12 protein-coding genes and 1 tRNA gene are annotated in these 19,330 nt (G+C 64.6%); 8 read left to right on the forward strand and 5 right to left on the reverse strand.

Going from position 1 to position 19,330, the window contains the following annotated elements; all coding sequences use genetic code 11:
* The 4 genes from Q9Q95_RS15610 to Q9Q95_RS15625 all read right to left on the reverse strand — a co-directional run.
* A partial coding sequence (locus tag Q9Q95_RS15610; protein WP_306098070.1) for a DEAD/DEAH box helicase occupies nucleotides 1–826 on the reverse strand: 826 nt, incomplete at its 3' end.
* Entirely contained in the window at nucleotides 823–5,889 is a 5,067-nt protein-coding gene (locus Q9Q95_RS15615; RefSeq protein ID WP_306098071.1) for a DEAD/DEAH box helicase, read from the reverse strand. The genes Q9Q95_RS15610 and Q9Q95_RS15615, both read right to left, overlap by 4 nt.
* A gap of 535 nt (nucleotides 5,890–6,424) precedes the next feature.
* A complete protein-coding gene (locus Q9Q95_RS15620) occupies nucleotides 6,425–7,621 on the reverse strand; it encodes an integrase arm-type DNA-binding domain-containing protein (RefSeq protein WP_306098072.1) in 1,197 nt (398 codons plus the stop codon).
* Nucleotides 7,622–7,787: 166 nt separating this feature from the next.
* Nucleotides 7,788–7,874, reverse strand: a tRNA-Leu gene (locus Q9Q95_RS15625).
* 164 nt (nucleotides 7,875–8,038) lie between these two features.
* Here Q9Q95_RS15625 and Q9Q95_RS15630 point away from each other — a divergent pair.
* The 7 genes from Q9Q95_RS15630 (at nucleotide 8,039) to Q9Q95_RS15660 (ending at nucleotide 17,777) form a co-directional block, all read left to right on the forward strand.
* The gene (locus Q9Q95_RS15630) at nucleotides 8,039–8,977 is read left to right on the forward strand and encodes a complex I NDUFA9 subunit family protein (protein ID WP_306098073.1); all 939 of its coding nucleotides are present in this window, start codon (nucleotides 8,039–8,041) and stop codon (nucleotides 8,975–8,977) included.
* A 65-nt stretch (nucleotides 8,978–9,042) separates the two neighbouring features.
* Complete coding sequence (locus Q9Q95_RS15635) at nucleotides 9,043–9,846, forward strand: undecaprenyl-diphosphate phosphatase (RefSeq protein ID WP_306098074.1); 804 nt, start codon at nucleotides 9,043–9,045, stop codon at nucleotides 9,844–9,846.
* 122 nt (nucleotides 9,847–9,968) lie between these two features.
* Nucleotides 9,969–11,414 (forward strand): NAD(P)-dependent oxidoreductase, encoded by a 1,446-nt coding sequence (locus Q9Q95_RS15640; protein ID WP_306098075.1) that lies wholly within the window; start codon nucleotides 9,969–9,971, stop codon nucleotides 11,412–11,414.
* On the forward strand, nucleotides 11,411–12,076 hold the full coding sequence (locus Q9Q95_RS15645; RefSeq protein WP_306098076.1) for a hypothetical protein: 666 nt from the start codon (nucleotides 11,411–11,413) through the stop codon (nucleotides 12,074–12,076). The genes Q9Q95_RS15640 and Q9Q95_RS15645 overlap by 4 nt, the downstream gene beginning before the upstream one ends.
* The gene (gene gltB, locus Q9Q95_RS15650; protein WP_306098077.1) at nucleotides 12,073–16,578 is read left to right on the forward strand and encodes a glutamate synthase large subunit; all 4,506 of its coding nucleotides are present in this window, start codon (nucleotides 12,073–12,075) and stop codon (nucleotides 16,576–16,578) included. The genes Q9Q95_RS15645 and gltB overlap by 4 nt, the downstream gene beginning before the upstream one ends.
* 66 nt (nucleotides 16,579–16,644) lie before the next feature.
* Complete coding sequence (locus Q9Q95_RS15655; RefSeq protein WP_306098078.1) at nucleotides 16,645–17,061, forward strand: hypothetical protein; 417 nt, start codon at nucleotides 16,645–16,647, stop codon at nucleotides 17,059–17,061.
* A gap of 44 nt (nucleotides 17,062–17,105) precedes the next feature.
* Complete coding sequence (locus Q9Q95_RS15660; protein WP_306098079.1) at nucleotides 17,106–17,777, forward strand: glutathione S-transferase family protein; 672 nt, start codon at nucleotides 17,106–17,108, stop codon at nucleotides 17,775–17,777.
* On the opposite strand, the gene Q9Q95_RS15665 is transcribed toward Q9Q95_RS15660, so the two are convergent.
* Entirely contained in the window at nucleotides 17,774–18,742 is a 969-nt protein-coding gene (locus Q9Q95_RS15665; RefSeq protein ID WP_306098080.1) for a DMT family transporter, read from the reverse strand. The two genes, Q9Q95_RS15660 and Q9Q95_RS15665, sit on opposite strands and share 4 nt — an antisense overlap.
* A gap of 92 nt (nucleotides 18,743–18,834) precedes the next feature.
* On the opposite strand from Q9Q95_RS15665, the gene Q9Q95_RS15670 reads away from it, so the two are divergent.
* Nucleotides 18,835–19,326, forward strand: a complete 492-nt coding sequence (locus Q9Q95_RS15670) for an Lrp/AsnC family transcriptional regulator (protein WP_306098081.1) — start codon at nucleotides 18,835–18,837, stop codon at nucleotides 19,324–19,326.
* Nucleotides 19,327–19,330: the final 4 nt, after the last annotated feature.

Below are 19,330 nucleotides of genomic sequence, written 5' to 3' on the forward strand. Positions count from 1 at the left end.
GGAACGCTTCTTGGTCACCGCTGTGCGGGGTGGCAGTGAGTAACAGCAAGTGGCGCGTGGCGTCTTGGGCCAGTTCGCGCAGCATCGCGTAACGCTGCTGCGTCCCTCCTTGCCCGCCGCCGACGCAGCTATGCGCTTCATCGACGATGACGAAGGAGGGACAGGATCGAACGAACTCCGCGCGGCGCCCTTCTGCCTTGATATAATCCAGGCTGACGACCGTTGCAGGGTAGGCGGAGAAGATACTCTCGGAGACGGCCAACCCTCGTTCCAGGGCGCGCGCTCGCGCCGACGTGACGGCGACTGCGTCGATGTCGAACTTGGTGCCTAGCTCCTCCACCCACTGCTCGACGAGGTGCGGCGGGCACAGCACGGTGAAGCGATCGGCTTCGCTGCGATCCATCATTTCACGCAAGATCATGCCTGCCTCGACCGTCTTGCCGATCCCGACATCGTCGGCGATCAGCAGGCGCTTCACGTCCTGGCGCAACGCCATCAACAGCGGCACGAGTTGATAAGCGCGCGGTTCGACACCCAGATGCGCGGCGCTTCGGAAAGGCCCCGCGCCGCGGCGCAGCGACAATCTAAGGCCATCGGCGAGCAGTTGGGCTGCCTCCTGGGTATCGACCTGCTCTGCAGTAGGCGCCGCGAACGACGCGCTGGCCATAGGCACGGCTTCGAGCGCGGGGGCAAAGGTGATTGCATCTTCTTCGGATCCGGACAGCGGCCGAACCCGCACCACCCCTTCGGCCGGTTTGCCTAGCACAATCCACTCCCGGCCTCGCGCTGTGACGAGATCGCCGGCCTGCAATTGCGCTGGGCTCATGCGGTCACTCCAAGTGCGTCAGCCAGCGGCTGCGGCATAGCTGCTGGCGGGGAAGCGGGTAGTTCGATCAGGTCGCGTCCCAAGTCCTGGCAGCGTTCGATTAGTGAGGGGGGTGGCGGCGATGTCACGGCCATCACCATCAGATCCGGCCAGCACAATGGATAGGTCGCGCCATCAATCGCCTCGACCGACGGCGAGGGAGCACCCCAGCCAGCCAGTGCCTCGGCCCAAGGCTCTGCATCCAAGTGCGAGTCTGTCTCAGCCCCACATCGGGAAAGATGGTCGAGAACGCTCAGCACCTCGACATCCCGGCGGTCGATGTGCGCGTGGTCGGGCTGGTTGTAGTAGGACAACAAACACCGGTAACAGCCCGCAACACAAGGGTCCTTATCGGGATTATCGCCAAGCACACCGTCGGTCCGGTGAAGGTGCATCAACTCAATCGCAACATCAGCCAGGCGTCGCCAGCGGCCGGCATTCTCCATCAATCGCTTGAGCACTCCCGCGCCCCCTTCGGACGCCTCGTAGAGCAGCAACGATCTGCGGTCATCGCGCGTCGGCAGCGGTTCGCCTAGCAGCTCGCCGGCGTCGAGCACGTGTTCCGCCTCGATCGCGCGGACCAGCGCATGTTGCAGCGTGGCCATCTGCTCGTTGGAGAGGTTCAGGTCGGGATTGAAGCGGACGAGCAGCGCGTTCTTGGTGTCCTCCACCATCGGCACGATCGTCTGGCGTCGGGTGCCCCTGACCGGATCTGCGCCCTCTTCCTCGCCCCTCGCCTCGTTTTTCAGCCAGCGGCCCGAAACCGTGTCGATGTCGAAGCCGATTGCCTCCTTCTCGGCACGGCGTCGCAAGCCCAGGTTCACGCGGGACAGTCGAGTCTGCGGCCCATAGCGAGCCTCAAGCAGCGGAACCTCGTCCGCCCACAGTGACAGCCGCTGCTCACCGGCGCGGCTTTCACGCCAGCGGAACACCGTTCGAATTTCGAACCCCCGGCGCTGGCGATCCTCGTCGTTGGCGGTGATCCGCGCACTCGGCTGCGCGTCAACATTCTCGATCCGGAACAGCTCGGCGATCTGGCCGTCAGCGGTCAAAGGCTCGCTGCACACCATGCAACGCTCCTGCGTCTTTTCTTCATGAGCTGCGCCGCAATTCTGGCAGCAGTTGAAGATCTGCGTCGCAAGCCGCTGCTGCTCGTCAAGTGACCCAGAGGCCAACTTCGCGCGGTGACAGCGATACGCCTTGCCCTCATGATACACGAGCGCGTTCGGTCCAAATTCCGCGATTGCAAGGAAGCGGGGACGCTGCAGCACAGCCGACACCTTCTCCTGATCTATAAAGGCGTAAAGCGGCAAGCGCGGAAAATTGTAGCCTGGGAGAAAGCCCTCGGTCGCAAGATAGCGATAGGTGTAGAAATCCGATCCTGACGAACTGGTGCCCGTTTCGAGCAACTGCACCTGCCGATCAGCTGCTAGGTAGCGACTGCGGGCGTCAGCGCGGTCCTTGGCCGACAGGCCAGCGCGTTGCGCAATGGCATTAGCCGCCTGCCGCTCATCCACTGCGGATTTATACAGCGTGCGCCATCGTTCGAAGGCCTGCTCGAAGGCCGCCCCGGCGGCGCGCCAGCGCGTCTCAACCAGCGCGACTGGATCTGCGAGCTCCTCCGGCCTCTCGTCCGGTAGCGCCGAAAGCACGATAGCAACGGCGCGTGCGCGTGCCGCCGTATCCTCCGTTGCTGCAGAAAGTGCGGGCCGCAGACGTTCCGCGACGGGGTGACCGTCCGTATCCATCTGGAGATTGTCCGGAATGGCCGTCCCGATTGGCTCGCTCACACTGGCCATCCACTCGGCGTGGATATGGCTTGCTAGCAAGTCGGCGTTCACCAGATCGATCGCGGGCGGCTTGACAATACCGGCGACGAGCGCTTGGCGGCGCTGGAAGTAATATTGATCGTGCGGGCTCTGCGCCGCACAGTAAGTAATCACCAGCGCGGCTTGCCCGCTACGGCCGGCGCGGCCCGCGCGTTGCGCATAATTGGCTGGTGTCGGGGGCGCATTTCGCAGGAACACCAGATTGAGCTGGGAGATATCTACGCCCAGCTCCATGGTGGGCGAACAGAACAGCAAGGGAAGGAAATCGCTCCGCTCGCCACGCTGCTCCATATCCGTCCGCTCGTCCGCGATCCGCTTGCGATCAGTTTCGCCGAACCGGAAGCGATCCTCACGCCATTGACGCATTTTCGCATCGACCTGGGCCGTATGCTCGCGCCCCTCGAATGCAAAAGGCAGCCGCCCCTTTTCGCCCAGTCGCTCCGCGACATCGGCATAGAGGCCGCTGAAGAAGCGGTTGTCCTGTCCCGGCTTAGCCTCACCACCGCCCGCGTGCAGGCGGATTGCCCCAGGGGCTAGGCGCCACCCGCCCTGTTCGACCCGACGAACAATTTGATGGGCCTCGGCTGCCTCCAGCATCGCTTGGATCAACGGTTCGCGCTCTTTCGCCGGAACACCGCCCAACGCCTTGTCCAAAGTGCGGCCGATCGCACTTTGCGCTGATGCCTTGATCGTGCCAAGCTCGACGCGACCGTCCGGCTTGCCCACCACCAATGTACCGCGCCGCGCCAGATCGCGCTCTTCTTCTTCGCGCGTGATCGACCAGGGCGCCTTGAGATGCTCGCGCGATCGTTGCGACACCTGCTCAAGCGCTGTGCGATCGAGCGCATCGACTTGGATCGCCAGCCCTTGCCGCATGGTGCCAAACAGGCAGCGGAACAGCTCCGCGCGCTTTTCAGGCGTTGCGCCGGCGAGGTGGGGATTGCCTGCGCACTCCTCATCATCCGCGGCCAGCATCTCGACGCCGGGATAGCGCACGTCGATCAGTGCTAACTGGTCAAGATTGGGATTTGTGTAGCGCCAGCCGCGGCGCAGGTCATTCCAGAGCCGATGGGCAAGCACCTGATTGATCGTGCGCTTGGCTTCGTCAAATGCCGCGAAGCCTTTCGCGTCTGGCTTCGCCATCCACTCTTCACGCCGCGTTACAAGCTCCGGGTCGAATCCGAGGGCGCGGCGTAGCGCATCGCCGAACTGTTCGTGACTGAGTCCTTCTTCTCCAGCTAGCCGAACGGCACGAAGCATCGCCGCACGCAGCAATGTGACGAAGACAAAGTCGTTAAAGTGACCGGACTGAAGCGCGGCATCCTGGCGATTGTCGGTAAATCCAAGCAATTTGCGGCGATGCCGGTCATCAGGCGCGTTCGTTTGCTCCATCCAGTCGAGTGCCGAGATCGTGATCAGCGTGGTCGCGGAGCTGCGCCCTTCGGCCGACAGGCTGGCGAGCTTGTTGATATCACGAGCCTGCGGAGCCGGCTGGTAAAGGCAGTGCGGACAGAAGCGGAAACGGCCGGCGAAGAACCAGGCGGTCAGCCCCTCCTGCAAGTGCTGCCCGTCCGCACCCAGGTTCAGGCGCTGCCCTTCGTGCTTACCACGATGGCTGCTTTTTAGGCGGCGGCCTTTCGCCGCCTCCTCGATCCAGTCGTCGGGATAGCAATCGACATCGCCGGTAAAGGCGAGATCTCCAGTCGCGTCGGGGACAAGGAAGCCATGAAGCGTCCCATCATGGTCGGCTTCGTCCTTCGCCGTCTGATCGATGGAACGCGCGATCACCCGGCCAGATCGTTCGAGCGAAACGCTATGCACTTCTTGACCGCATTGTCGGCAGAAGAAGAGAGGATACAGCCGTGCTTCCGGCTTCTCCCGATCGAACTGCTCGGCGGCGAGCCGAACACGGCGAGCGCCGGCCGGCTCCAAGGTCGCATGTGCGTGACCGGCACCGGCAAGAAAGCGATGCAGCTTGAACGCCATGAAGGCACTGGCACTTCCATCGGCGACTGTGCTCATTGCTACCAGTCGCTCCTGCAAAGCGGTGGCGCACTCGCCCGCGCCCAAGCCAGTATCTTTCGCAAGCGCCTCCGCTGCGTTGGTCAATGTGCGGGGCGTAGCGCGTTCTAGTGTCTCGCCCGCGTTGAGCCCGATGTTCAACTCGATCCACACCGCCAGCGCGTCGCTGCGCCAGTCAGTCGCGGCGGCAGGTTGCTGCACCGCGCTGCTCAACGCCGTCAAAAACGACGCTTCACCGCCATGCCACTCGGTTGCGCGGTCCAGTGTCTCGGTAATGACATCGTCCGGGGAGACGGCGCTGCCGAACAAGGTGGTGCCGACGCGCGCAACGGTCTTGCGCCCGCCATCCGTTTCCCCCGACGACATGGTTGCCGACGTGCCGATGCATAGCATGTCGGGCGATCCCATGCGCTCACGCACCCGTCGGACCAGCATCGCGACATCCGCGCCCTGGCGGCCGCGATAGGTGTGCAGTTCGTCGAGCACGAGGAACTCAAGCCCCGCCATGTTGGCAATCACTTGCCGATCAAGCTGATCTTGCCGGGTCATCAGCAACTCGAGCATCATGAAGTTGGTGAGGATGATGTCAGGCGGATTGTTCGCCACCTTCTGACGGTCGCCATCACCCTCTTGGCCCGTATACCTCGCAAAGGTAGGCTTGAGATGATCCGGCAGCCCGCTTGCTTCGACGAACTTGTCCAATTCTTCGAGCTGAGAATTCGCCAGCGCGTTCATCGGGTAGATAATGACGGCGCGCGTCCGCCGCGTCTCGCCCGCGCGGCGCGCCTGCAGCACGCGATCAACGATTGGCACGAAGAAGCACAGAGATTTCCCGGAGCCAGTGCCAGTGGTGACGATGTAGTTCTTCGCCTGCTTTGCCTTGTGGAAAGCCTGCTCCTGATGACGGTGCAACGTGATAACCGCGCGCGGCGTGCCTAACGAGAACACATCGGCCAAGGCTGGGTCAGCGACGCCGTCGCTTACCAAGCCTGCTACCGAGCCCCCGGAACGATAGCGCGGGTTGAGCCCGATTAGCGGCTCGGGCCAGAATACTCCGCTGTCATAAATAGCATTGATCTGCGCGTTCAGGTCCGAACTGCGAATGTCGGTAAATGACCGAGCAAAGCTTTCGTAACGCTGAATTAGATCGGCATCGAGATCGAAGACGTTCATGAAGGTCTCTTGGAGAAGAGAGAGGCTGGCCGCCCATCCGTTCCGTCGCTCCACCTCTTCAAGTGGATGCATGTGCTATTCTTCACTTTAGCCCCCGGGTATGGTGATGCCTCGCACAACCGCTAAGGTCACAGCATGCAGTGGTATCAGCTGAGCGTAAAGCGCCGAAAACGCCTATATTAGTCTAGATCTCTCTCTAGAGCCCGCGCCCGTTTTGCAGCCGACCCACGTCCCGCGTAGCGGCGGCCTCGGAAAAGCGCTCGAAAGGCTCAGTATGGCATTAAGGGGGGGGGCATAGAGGACGCTTACGTTAGGCTGGAAGGGGCGTTCAGAATGATTTGGGAGAGTACTCTCAGTATCATCACCACTTTCGGAAAGCATGCCCCCGCCCCTGAACAAGATAGATGGAACCGCTCTGGGAGAGCGCGGGCCTTTCTGCACCACGTCCCCCCCCCTTTGTCAGTTTTGGCAGTTGCCGAAGACAGGCTGGGATATTGATCCTGACGACCGTGACGTCCCCACGTCAGTGGAGCCGCTACGAAAACGGGCCATCCCGGAGCTCGTCGAGATGGTGGCTCCACCACTGCGCCATCTGTACCCGCTCGGCCCAGTGCTTCCCGCGATGGTACACGCCGCGCACTGCATTTCCGTCCCTGTGGGCGAGCGCGCGCTCGATCGCGTCGGGACTCCACCTGCCGGATTCGTTGAGAAGCGTGCTGGCCATTGCCCGAAAGCCATGCGCGGTCATTTCCGCGCCCGTGTAGCCGATCCGCCGAAGGGCGGCATTCACGGTGTTCTCCGACATTGGGCGGTTACCCGGATAAAGCGACGAAAAAACATAACGCTGCCCGCCACTCAGCGCTTCGGCCGATCGCAGGAGGCCTACCGCTTGGGTCGATAGCGGAACGACATGCGGATCACGCATTTTCATCTTCTCCGCCGGTATCGTCCATATTGCCCCGTCCAAGTCGAACTCAGTCCATTCCGCCTGGCGCAGCTCTCCCGGACGGACGAACACGTGCGGGGTCAGCTTCAGGGCGATGCAGGTCAGCGGCTGGCCCTGATAGCCTTCTATTGCCCGCAGCAGCTCACCCACAGCAGCGGCTTCGAGTATTGCGCTGTGATGCTTCACCTTCGGAGCCGCGAGCGCGCCACGCAGCAGCGCGGTGGGATCACTCTCCGCACGCGAGGTGGCTACGGCATACCGGAATATCCGGCTGGCCAGCGATCTCATCCGGCGGGCTGTCTCGAGATGGCCCTTCGCTTCCACCTTCTGAAGCGTTGATAGCAATTCCGCCGGCTTGATCTCCGCCACCGGGCGCGAACCCAGATCCTTGTCGATCAACGAGTACAGCCAGCGCGACTTCCCGATTGTAACGGCCGCTCGGCCTTCACGGGCAATCTTGTCGAGATATTCCTCCGCCACCGTCCTGAAGGTGTTCCCGGCTGCCTCGCGCCGGGCGTCGTTGGCTGCTTTCTTGGCAGCGGCAGGATCGATCCCATCAGCCAGTTTGCTACGCGCTTCATCGCGCCGCTTGCGCGCCTCCTTCAGGGAGACATCGGGGTAGGTGCCTAGGCCCAGCTTCTTCTCCTTGCCGTCGACCCGGTATTTCAAGCGCCAGAGCTTTCCCCCGCTCGGCTGCAGCAGGAGGAAGAGTCCCCGCTCATCGAACAGTTTGATTGGCTTGGGGCCATGTTTGGCTTGGCGGATGGCGGTGTCTGTCAGGGGCATTGTGGGGGCCACGATTCGGAGCGTTAGATATGTGGCCCCCAGCATGGCCCCCATTTCCGCCCGGATGTGGGCGAACAACGGCGATCAGTCCCGGCTGAGCCGGTGCAGTTTTTCGCAGATTTCCGTGGGTTTCGCAACTGTTGGCGGTCAAGTGCGAACAGGAAAATGGTGCCCAGAAGAGGACTCGAACCTCCACGCCCTTGCGAGCGCCAGCACCTGAAGCTGGTGCGTCTACCAATTCCGCCATCTGGGCACGGGGTAGGCGGCGCGCTCTATTGGAGGGTCGGGCGGCTGTCAACAGCGCGTCGACGCCAGGATCCATATCGTGCGCATCGCCCGGCCCGTCGCCCGCATGGCTTGCCGTTTGCGTAGCCACGCGGCATGGGGTGCGGCTCGCACGAGGCTCAAGAGGCAGGCATGAAGGACAGGCTGGTAACGCTGATCGGCGGCGGCGGATTTCTGGGACGCTATGTCGCACAGGAGCTCTTCCGCACGGGCGCACGGGTGCGAATCGCGCAGAAGCGACCGCGCGACGCGTGGTTCCTCAAGCCGCTGGGCGGGCTCGGCCAGACCCAGTTCGCCGCGGCCGATGTGACTCGCCCGGACACCGTGGCGCGCGCGATCGACGGATCGGATCTGGTGGTCAATCTCGCCGGTACCTTCGGCAGCGCGATGGCGAAAGTGCATGTCGACGGCGCGCGCAACGTCGCCGAGGCAGCGCGGCGCAGCGGTGTCGCGGCGCTGGTCCACCTCTCCGCACTCGGCGCCAGCCTCGATTCGCCGGCTGCCTATGGCCGCTCCAAGGCACAAGGCGAGGCCGCGGTGCGCGACGCCTTCCCGAATGCGACGATCCTGCGCCCCTCGGTGCTGTTCGGCCGCGAGGACGCGTTCGTGAACCGTTTTGCCGCAATGATCGCGGCAGCACCGGTGGTGCCGGTGCTGCGCGCGGAGGCGCGCTTCCAGCCCGCTTATGTAACCGATGTCGCCGTCGCCGCGGTCAAGGCGTTGGCCGACCCCGCATTGCATGGCGGCCACGCCTACGAACTGGGCGGCCCCGACATCCTCACGATGCGCGCGCTCCATCACTGGATCGCCGATGCGATCGGTCGCGATGCGCGATTCGTCGAGCTGCCCGATGCTTTGGGCAGCCTCGTCGCGATGCTCGGCGCGCTGCCCGGCGCACCGATCACCAGCGACCAGTGGCGGATGCTCCAGCAGGACAATGTCGTCCATGCCGGCGCCGAAGGCTTCGCGCAGTTCCATATCACCCCGACCCCGCTCGCCACCGTGGCGCCTGGCTGGCTGGTGCGCTTTCGTCGTCATGGCCGGTTCGGTCAGCTCGGCGCGGCCGCCTGACGCGACCCAGCATGACCCGGTGCGCCGGCCCCGCGCCGGCTGCCGCCTGACCGAGAGGCTTGCCCATGACCGAATATCTCGTAGCGATCCTGCTCGGCATCGTCGAAGGCGTCACCGAATTCCTCCCCGTCTCGTCGACCGGGCACCTGATCCTCGCGAGCGAGCTGATGGGCTATGACGCCGCGCAATGGGCAGTGTTCAACATCGCGATCCAGCCCGGCGCGATCCTCGCGATCGTCGTGCTTTATTGGCGGACCTTCCTCGCGGTGTTCAAGGGCCTGCTCAAATGGGAGCCCGGCGCGGTCGCGTTCGTGCGCAATCTGCTGATCGCCTTCTTCCCCGCAGTGGTGCTCGGGCTGGCCTTTGGCGACCAGATCGACGCGTTGCTCGAAAACGCCGTGGTCGTCGCCTGGGCATTGATCGTCGGCGGCGTGGCGATCCTCGTGGTCGAGCGGCTCGCGCGCACCGGGAATGTGCTCGGCATCTCGGGCGTGTCGACGATGCAATCGATCAAGATCGGCCTCGTCCAGTGCCTCGCCATGATCCCCGGCGTCAGCCGCTCGGGGGCGACGATCATGGGCGCGATGGCACTGGGCATCGATCGCCGCACCGCCGCCGATTTCAGCTTCTTCCTCGCACTGCCGACCCTGACCGGTGCGACCGTGCTCCAGCTCTACAAGCATCGCGACGCGATCACTGCCGACGGGCTCGGGCTGATCGCAGTCGGCTTCGTGGTGTCGTTCGTCGTCGCGCTGGCGGTGGTGAAAGCGTTCCTCGCCGTCGTGACGAAGCACGGCTTCGCGCCCTTCGCCTGGTATCGAATCGTTGCCGGCGGGGCGGCATTGGCATGGCTCAGTCTTCGCCAATGAGGCCGCTGCGGCCCTAAATATGCGCAATTTTGTTGCGCTTTTTTTATCTGGGGCGCCTGAATCGATAAATAGGTAAGCTTTGCTGCCTTTTATTGCGTAAGCCTCTGGATTAGGGGCGGCGCATGGCAGACGATCCTATGCTCAAATTCGTGGCGTGCGGGCAGCAATACCCCGCCAAGCGCGAGGCCGAACTCCGCGCGGAAGACTTTCGCGAGATTGCGGATCGCTATGCGGTGCCCGACGCCGAGGCGCAGGCCGGGCGCTGCTCGCAATGCGGCGTGCCCTATTGCTCGGTGCATTGCCCGCTGCACAACCACATCCCCGACTGGCTGCGGCTGACCGCCGAGGGGCGGCTGCGCGAAGCATATGAACTCTCGAACAGCACTTCGACCATGCCCGAGATTTGCGGCCGCATCTGCCCGCAGGACCGGCTGTGCGAAGGCAATTGCGTGATCGAATTCTCCGGCCACGGCGCGGTGACGATCGGATCGGTCGAGAAGTTCATCACCGACAAGGCGTGGGACGAAGGCTGGGTCGAGCCGGTCCGCATCGGCCCGGCGCGCGGCCAATCGGTCGGCGTGATCGGCGCGGGCCCGGCAGGGCTCAGCGCGGCCGAATATCTGCGCGAGATGGGCTATGACGTCCATATCTACGACCGGCACGACCGCGCCGGCGGGCTGCTGACCTATGGCATCCCGGGCTTCAAGCTCGAGAAGCACATCGTGATGCGCCGCGTCGCGCGGCTCGAGGAAGCGGGAATCGTCTTCCACACCAGCTTCGAGATCGGCCGCGACGCGAGCCTCGACGAATTGCGCGCGAAGCACGACACGATCCTGATCGCCACCGGCGTCTACAAAGCGCGCGGGATCAAGGCGCCGGGCGTCGGCGCCTCCGGCGTGGTCGAGGCGCTCGATTACCTGACCGCATCGAACCGCAAGAGCTTCGGCGACACCGTCCCCGCGTTCGAGGACGGCAGCCTCAACGCCTTGGGCAAGAACGTCGTGGTGATCGGCGGCGGCGACACTGCGATGGATTGCGTCCGCACCGCGATCCGCCAGGGCGCGGCTTCGGTGAAATGCCTCTATCGCCGCGACCGCGCCAACATGCCGGGATCGCAGCGCGAAGTCGCCAATGCCGAGGAGGAAGGTGTCGAATTCGTCTGGCTTTCGGGCCCCGAGGCGTTCGACAGCGAAGGCGAAGGCGGCGGCACGGTGACCGGAGTGCGCGCGTCGAAGATGCGGCTCGGCGCGCCTGATGCCTCGGGCCGGCGCGCGCCCGAAGTCGATCCGGGCGGCGCGTTTCAGCTGCCGGCGGACCTCGTGATCAAGGCATTGGGCTTCGAAGCCGAGGATCTGCCCAGAATGTTCGGCGCAGAGGGCCTCGGCGTCACTCGCTGGGGAACGCTGCGCACCGACGGCAAGTCGATGATGACCAGCGTCGAGGGCGTGTTCGCCGCGGGCGACATCGTCCGCGGGGCAAGCCTCGTCGTCTGGGCGATCCGCGACGGGCGTGACGTGGCGGCGCATATGCACGCATGGATGCGCGCAAAGGCGAAGGTGGCGGCATGAACAGGATCGCGAAGACCTTGGGATCGGGAATCGTTCTGGCGCTGGCTTTGCCCGGTGCGGCAATGGCGCAGGCTGCGCCGCAGACGGCGCCGGCGGACCCGGCGCGGCTTGCGGTGGCCCAAAAAGTGGTCGCGAGGCTGGTTCCGCAAGGTATTTACCTACGGATGATGCGCGATGCCTTCCCACAGATGATGGACGGCGTGATCGCGCAGATGAGCGGCCTCACCGCCGCCGACCTGGGCGAAAAGGACGAAAGCGGCAAGACGCTCGAACAGATCGCCGCCGAGAAGGACCCCGCCTTTCGCGAGCGCATGACGATCATGACGCGCGTGATGGGCGAGGAAATGGGCAAGGTGATGGACAAGCTCGAGCCGCGCGTGCGCACGGCTCTGGGCAAGGCCTTTGCACGGCGCTTCACGCTCCAGCAGCTCGGCGATCTCGACGCCTTCTTCGCCACGCCCTCGGGTGCGGCCTTTGCGAAGGACTATCTGCTGACCTTCATGGATCCCGAGATGATGCAGGAAATGTCCGCATCCGCGCCCGAGATGGTGCGCGCGATGCCCGCCATCATGAAGCGAGTCGAAAAGGAGACGGCGCATCTGCCGCCGCCGCCCAAGCCCGAGACCGACGCCGCCGAGCCCGCAACCGAGACCGAACAATGATCGACGAAACCGAACGCACCCGTCTTGCCGAGGAGGGCATGTACCGCCCCGAATTCGAGGGCGATGCCTGTGGCGTGGGCATGGTCGCGGCGACCGACGGCCAGCCGTCGCGCCGCGTCGTCCAGTCGGCGATCGACGCGCTCAAGGCGGTATGGCACCGCGGCGCGGTGGATGCCGACGGCAAGACCGGCGACGGCGCCGGGCTGCATGTCGACTTGCCGGTGCGCTTTTTCGACGATGCGATCGCCGCCGGCGGGCACCGGGTGATGCCGAACCGCCTCGCGGTCGGCATGATCTTCCTGCCGCGCACCGATCTGGGCGCGCAGGAGGCGTGCCGGACGATCGTCGAATCGGAAATCATCGAGGCCGGCTACACCATCTATGGCTGGCGGCAGGTGCCGGTCGACGTGTCGGTCATCGGCATGAAGGCGCAGGCGACCCGCCCCGAGATCGAGCAGATCATGATCGCGGGCCCCTTGCCCGACGCGGTCGACGCCGCCGAGTTCGAAAAGAACCTCTATCTTGTCCGCCGGCGGATCGAGAAGCGCGTGATCGCCGCACAGATCAACGGCTTCTACATCTGTTCGCTGTCGACGCGATCGATCATCTACAAGGGGCTGTTTCTCGCCGAGAGCCTCGGCGAATTCTATCCCGATCTCAAGGACGAGCGCTTCACCAGCCGCGTCGCGATCTTCCATCAGCGTTATTCGACCAACACCTTCCCGCAATGGTGGCTGGCGCAGCCGTTCCGCTGCCTTGCGCATAATGGCGAGATCAACACGATCCGCGGCAACAAGAACTGGATGCTCAGCCACGAGATCAAGATGGCGAGCATCGCGTTCGGCGAGCAGAGCGAGGACATCAAGCCGGTGATCCCGGCGGGCGCATCCGACACCGCTGCATTGGACGCCGTGTTCGAGGCGATCTGCCGCTCGGGCCGCGACGCCCCGACCGCCAAGATCATGCTGGTGCCCGAGGCGTGGGACGAAGACACCCCCGAATCGCATCTCGCGATGTACAAATACCTCGCGAGCGTGATGGAGCCGTGGGACGGCCCCGCCGCGCTGGCGATGACCGACGGGCGCTGGGCGGTGGCCGGGGTCGACCGCAACGCCTTGCGGCCGCTGCGCTACACCCAGACTTCCGACGGGTTGCTGATCGTCGGCTCGGAGACGGGAATGGTCCAGATCTCCGAGACGAGCGTGATCGCCAAGGGTCGGATGGGCCCGGGGCAGATGATCGCAGTCGACCTCGAGAACGGCGTGCTGTTCGACGATATGGCGATCAAGGACCGTATCGCCGGCGAGGCCGATTATGCCGCGATGATCGGCGAGTTCGTCAGCATCGACGATCTGCCGGCAGCGCCGACCGACGCGCCGTATGACCGCGCCGAGCTGACCCGGCGCCAGGTCGCGGCGGGGCAGACGCTCGAGGATATGGAGCTGATCCTTTCCCCGATGGTCGAGACCGCCAAGGAAGCGATCGGATCGATGGGCGACGACACCCCGCTCGCGGTGATCTCGGACAAGCCGCGGCTGATCAGCCAGTTCTTCCGGCAAAATTTCAGCCAGGTCACCAATCCGCCGATCGATTCGCTGCGCGAGCGCCAGGTGATGACCCTGCGCACGCGCTTCGGGAATCTGGCGAACATCCTCGACACCGAAGGCACGCCGGGGCGCGTGCTGGTGCTCGAGAGCCCGGTGCTGACCAATGCCGACTGGCACCGGCTGCGCGCGCATTTCGGCGCCCAATCCGCGGAGATCGACTGCACCTTCGAGGCCAAAGGCGGACCCGAGGCGCTGCGCGCGGCGATCACCCGCATCCGTTACGAAGCCGAGCAGGCCGTCCGCGCCGGCTGCACCGAATTGTTCCTCACCGACGAACATATCGGGCCCGACAAGGTAGCGATCGCCGGGGTGCTCGCGGTCGCCGCTGTCCACACCCATCTCGTACGGCGGGGCTTGCGCTCTTATGCCAGCGTCAACGTCCGCACCGCCGAATGCCTCGACACGCATTATTATGCGGTGCTGATCGGCGTCGGCGCGACGACGGTGAACGCCTATCTCGCCGAGGCCTCGATCGCCGACCGCCAGGCACGCGGGCTGTTCGGCGAACTGAGCCTGTCCGAATGCCTCAAGCGCCATCGCAAGGCGATCGACGAAGGCCTGCTCAAGATCCTGTCGAAGATGGGGATCGCGGTGATCTCGTCCTATCGCGGCGGCTATAATTTCGAGGCTGTCGGGCTGAGCCGCGCTTTGGTCCATGACCTGTTTCCCGGGATGCCGGCCAAGATCTCCGGCGAGGGCTATGCCTCGCTGCACCTCAACGCGATGATGCGCCACGAAGCGGCGTTCGATCGTGCGGTCGCGGCACTGCCGATCGGGGGATTCTACCGCCAGCGGCACGGCGGCGAGACCCACGCTTATTCGGCGCAGTTGATGCACCTGCTGCAGACCGCGGTGTCGACCGACAGCTATTCGTCATACCTGCAATTCGCGCGCGGCGTGCGCGACCTGCCGCCGGTCTATCTGCGCGATCTGCTCGAGTTCAACTTCCCCAACGAAGGGCTGGCGATCGATCAGGTCGAGGCGATCACCGAGATCCGCAAGCGCTTCGTGACGCCGGGAATGTCGCTCGGCGCGCTCTCTCCCGAGGCGCACGAGACGCTGGCGATCGCGATGAACCGCATCGGCGCCAAGGCTGTGTCGGGCGAGGGCGGCGAGGATCGGCTGCGCTACACGCCGTACGAGAATGGCGACAACGCCAATTCGGTGATCAAGCAGATCGCCTCGGGCCGCTTCGGCGTCACCGCCGAATATCTCAACGCCTGCGACGAGATCGAGATCAAGGTCGCGCAGGGCGCCAAGCCCGGCGAGGGCGGCCAGTTGCCCGGCTTCAAGGTGACCGAGTTCATCGCCAAGCTCAGGCATGCGACGCCCGGGGTGACCTTGATCTCCCCGCCGCCGCACCACGACATCTATTCGATCGAGGATCTCGCGCAGCTCATCTACGATCTGAAGATGATCAACCCGCGCGCGCGGGTCTGCGTCAAGCTGGTCAGCTCGGCGGGGATCGGCACGGTCGCGGCCGGCGTCGCCAAGGCGCATGCCGACGTGATCCTCGTCGCCGGCCATGTCGGCGGCACCGGCGCCTCCCCCCAGACTTCGGTGAAGTATGCCGGCACGCCGTGGGAGATGGGGCTGACCGAGGTCAACCAGACGCTCACCCTCAACGGGCTGCGCGGCCGGGTGACCCTGCGCACCGATGGCGGGCTCAAGACCGGGCGCGACATCGTTATCGCCGCGATCCTCGGCGCCGAGGAATTCGGCATCGGCACGCTTTCGCTGGTCGCAATGGGCTGCATCATGGTCCGCCAATGCCATTCGAACACGTGTCCCGTCGGCGTCTGCACGCAGGACGAAAGGCTGCGCGCCAAATTCGTCGGCACGCCCGAGAAGGTGATCAACCTGATGACCTTCATCGCCGAGGAAGTCCGCGAGATCCTCGCCAAGCTCGGTTTCTCGAGCCTCGACGAGATCATCGGGCGCACCGAATTGCTTCGGCAGGTCAGTCGCGGTGCCGAGCATCTCGACGATCTCGACCTGAACCCGATCCTCGCCAAGGTCGATGCCGACGACGCCAACCGGCGCTTCAGCCTGAGCACCTTCCGCAACGAGGTTCCCGACAGCCTCGACGCGCAGATGATCCGCGACGCGGCGGCGGTGTTCTCGCGCGGCGAGAAGATGCAGCTGACCTATTCGGTGCGGAACACCCACCGTGCGGTCGGCACCCGGCTGTCGTCCGAGGTGACGCGCAAGTTCGGCATGTCGACGCTCGCCGACAATCATGTCCAGGTGCGGCTGCGCGGCAGCGCCGGCCAGTCGCTCGGCGCGTTCCTGTGCAAGGGCATCACCCTCGAAGTGTTCGGCGACGCCAACGATTATGTCGGCAAGGGCCTCTCGGGCGGCGTCATCGCGGTGCGCCCGATGGTGAGCTCGCCGCTCGCATCCCAGGACAATACGATCATCGGCAACACCGTGCTCTACGGCGCCACTTCGGGCCGGCTGTTCGCCGCCGGGCAGGCCGGCGAGCGCTTCGCGGTGCGCAATTCGGGCGCCGAAGTGGTGGTCGAGGGCTGCGGTGCCAATGGCTGCGAGTATATGACCGGCGGGACTGCGGTGGTGCTCGGCAAGGTCGGCATGAACTTCGGCGCCGGGATGACCGGCGGCATGGCGTTCATCTACGACGCCGATGCCTGCTTCGCAGCCCGCGCCAATCCGGAGAGCATCGTCTGGCAGCGGCTGTCCTCGGCGCATTGGGAGGCCAGATTGCACGGGCTGATCGAGGCGCATGCCGAGGCGACCGACAGCAAATGGTCGCGGGGCATTCTCGAGGAGTGGGACCGCGCGGTCGGGCATTTCTGGCAGGTGGTGCCGAAGGAAATGCTCACCCGGCTTTCGCATCCGCTCGACGACACAGTGGAGGCCGTCGCGGCGGAGTGACGTTCATCGCGTGCTAAGCTGTTGAGAATGATATATATGGCGTTCCTGACGACTCGGGAGAATGTCATGCGTCTGCTCTCCACCGCCGCGATCCTGTGCGCCATCGCCGTTCCTGCCGCCGCGCAATCGCGAGAGGCCGACGCCGTGCGCCGGCTCAACGATCCGATGGTGCAGGAAGGCGTGGCGATGGCGATGAGCGCGCTGGCCGGTATCGTGCTCGACACCAAGGTCGGACCTCTCGCCAACTATGCCGATCCGGATGCGGATATCCGCCCGTCGGATACGCTGCGCGACGTCGAGCGCCGCCGCGATCCGCATTTCGAGGCGAAGCTCCACGAACGGACTCGCCGTGCGGTCGGCACCGTCGGCGCGGTCGCCAACGACGCGCTGGCGATGCGCGGCGAACTGGCGCGCACCGCCGATCGGCTTCGCGCTGCGCTGGCGCCGCTGCAGGGCGCGATCGAGGCCTATGACGATAATTGACGCATCGGCTGGACGCGCCGCGCGCGGGCGGTAGATACGGCTGCATGTGGCAGCTCCTCCAATTCCCGCTTTGTCCGTTTTCGCGTAAGGTTCGCCTGCTGCTGGGCGAAAAAGGCGTTGGGTACGAGCCGGTGCGCGAATCGCCCTGGCTGCGCCGCGACGAGTTTCTCGACCTCAATCCGACCGGGCAGGTGCCGGTGATGGTCGATACCGAGCGCGGGGTGACCTTGATCGATTCGACCGTGATCTGCGAGTTCATCGAAGAGACGGTCAGCAAGAATGCGATGATCAACGGCACCGCCACCGACCGCGCCGAGATCCGCCGGCTGGTGATCTGGTTCGACCATCACTTCTACGGCGACATCACCGCGCCCCTGCTGCACGAGCGGATGATCAAGCGCGTGGTGCACAAACTGGCTCCCGATGCCAAGGCTCTGCGCGAGGCGATGAAGGCCGCGGTCGCGCATCTCGACTATATCGACTATCTGCTCGATCACCGCACCTGGCTGGCGGGGCCGACGATGAGCCTCGCCGATCTGGCTGCCGCGGCGCAGATCTCGATCGCCGACTATCTTGGCGGAATCGACTGGAAGAGCCATGAACAGGCCAAGCGTTGGTATATCGGCATGAAGAGCCGGCCGAGCTTTCGACCATTGCTGTCCGAGCGGATGGAGGGCATCCCGCCCCCCGCCGATTACGAGAAGCTCGACCTCTAGCCCGCCGGAGCGGGATCGGCTGACGACAGCCCACGATGCGCTCCGATACACGACAATACGCTGGCGACGACGAGGGCAAAGGCCGCGGCCTCCAGCAATGTCGGCCCGCGCCGCTCCCACAGGAAACAATAGATCAGGGCGAACAGCGTCTCGAACAGGATCATCTGGCCGACGAGAGTCAGCGGCAGCAGCCGGCTCATACGGTTCCAGAGCAGGCTTCCCAAGATCGACGCGAACACCGCCACGCCGACCGAGACCGCGGCAAATTCGGCCCAGGCGGTGACATCGTGCCGCGAGTCGTCCAGCATCAGGGACACGGGGATGAGCACAAGGGATTGCGCGCCGGTGACGATGCCGATCAGCAGGTTCCAGTCATGCGCGGTGACATGGTCGAGCCGAACCAGCCAGCGACTATTGTTGATCGCGTAGATCGACCAGGCGGCAAGTGCCCCGATCGCGCAGCCGAGTCCGATCAATTGCGCGCCGACCGAGCCCGTTGGGATCGCGATTGCCTGCCATCCGATGCAGATTGCCCCGGCCGAGCAGAACAATAGAGAAGGGGCGAGCCTGCGCAACGACACCGCCCCTTCGTCGCGGCTGCCCGCGATCGTGACCGCGACCGGGATGAAGCCGATGACGAGCGAGGTCATCGCGATCCCGCCAAGCTGCACCGCGCTCGACAAAAGGATGTAATAGAGCGTGTTGCCGGCCAACGAGAGCCAGCAGAGCGCCAGCCATTCGCGCCGGCCGAGCTGCTGCAGCATGCGCCAACGCGGCGCGATCAGCGTGGCAGAGATCAGACCATAGGCGAGATAGCGCCCGATCGTCAGTTGCAGCGGGCTGAACGCACGCACCATTTCGGGAGTGAGGAAAACCAGCCCCCACAAGGCACCGGCCCCTATCCCGAACAGGACGCCCAAAGGCAGATTCCTGCCTCCTTGCCGGTCGACGATCGCGAGTTGCATGGTGTCCCTCTTATGCCAGCGACAAGCTTATCAGGATGGAAGCGAGCCGTGCGCTCTTGATCGGGGGGCGAAATGCAACAATCACTCGTGCGATGGCCCGATTCCGTATCTTCGCCCGCGCGCTCGATGCTTTCGATCGTGCGATCCTGCGGATCGTCCAGCACGACAACAAGACGCCCCAGAGGCAAATCGCGGAAGCGGTGAATCTGTCGGCGGCGGCGGTGCAGCGCCGGATCGCGGCGATGGAGGAGGCGGGCATCATCGCGCGAAACGTCGCAGTGATCGACCCGGATGCGCTTTCGCTCGCGATCACAGCGATCGTCGAGGTCCATCTGCGCGACGAACGGGCTTCGACCGTGGACATGGTCAAGGCGGTGTTTCGCGACGCGCCGGAGGTGCAGCAAGCCTATTATGTCACCGGCGGCGTGAGCTTCGTCCTCGTCATCCTCAGTCGCGACATGCGCGAATATGAAGCGCTGACCCGGCGTCTGTTCGAGGAGAACGACGCGGTCGACCGCTATCGCACGCTGATCGCGCTGGATCGGGTAAAGGCCGAGACGGCACTCGTCATCCCGCAGAGCTGAAAGC

This window comes from Sphingomonas sp. DG1-23, from assembly GCF_030730875.1.
In the GTDB taxonomy this organism is placed as follows: domain Bacteria; phylum Pseudomonadota; class Alphaproteobacteria; order Sphingomonadales; family Sphingomonadaceae; genus Sphingomonas.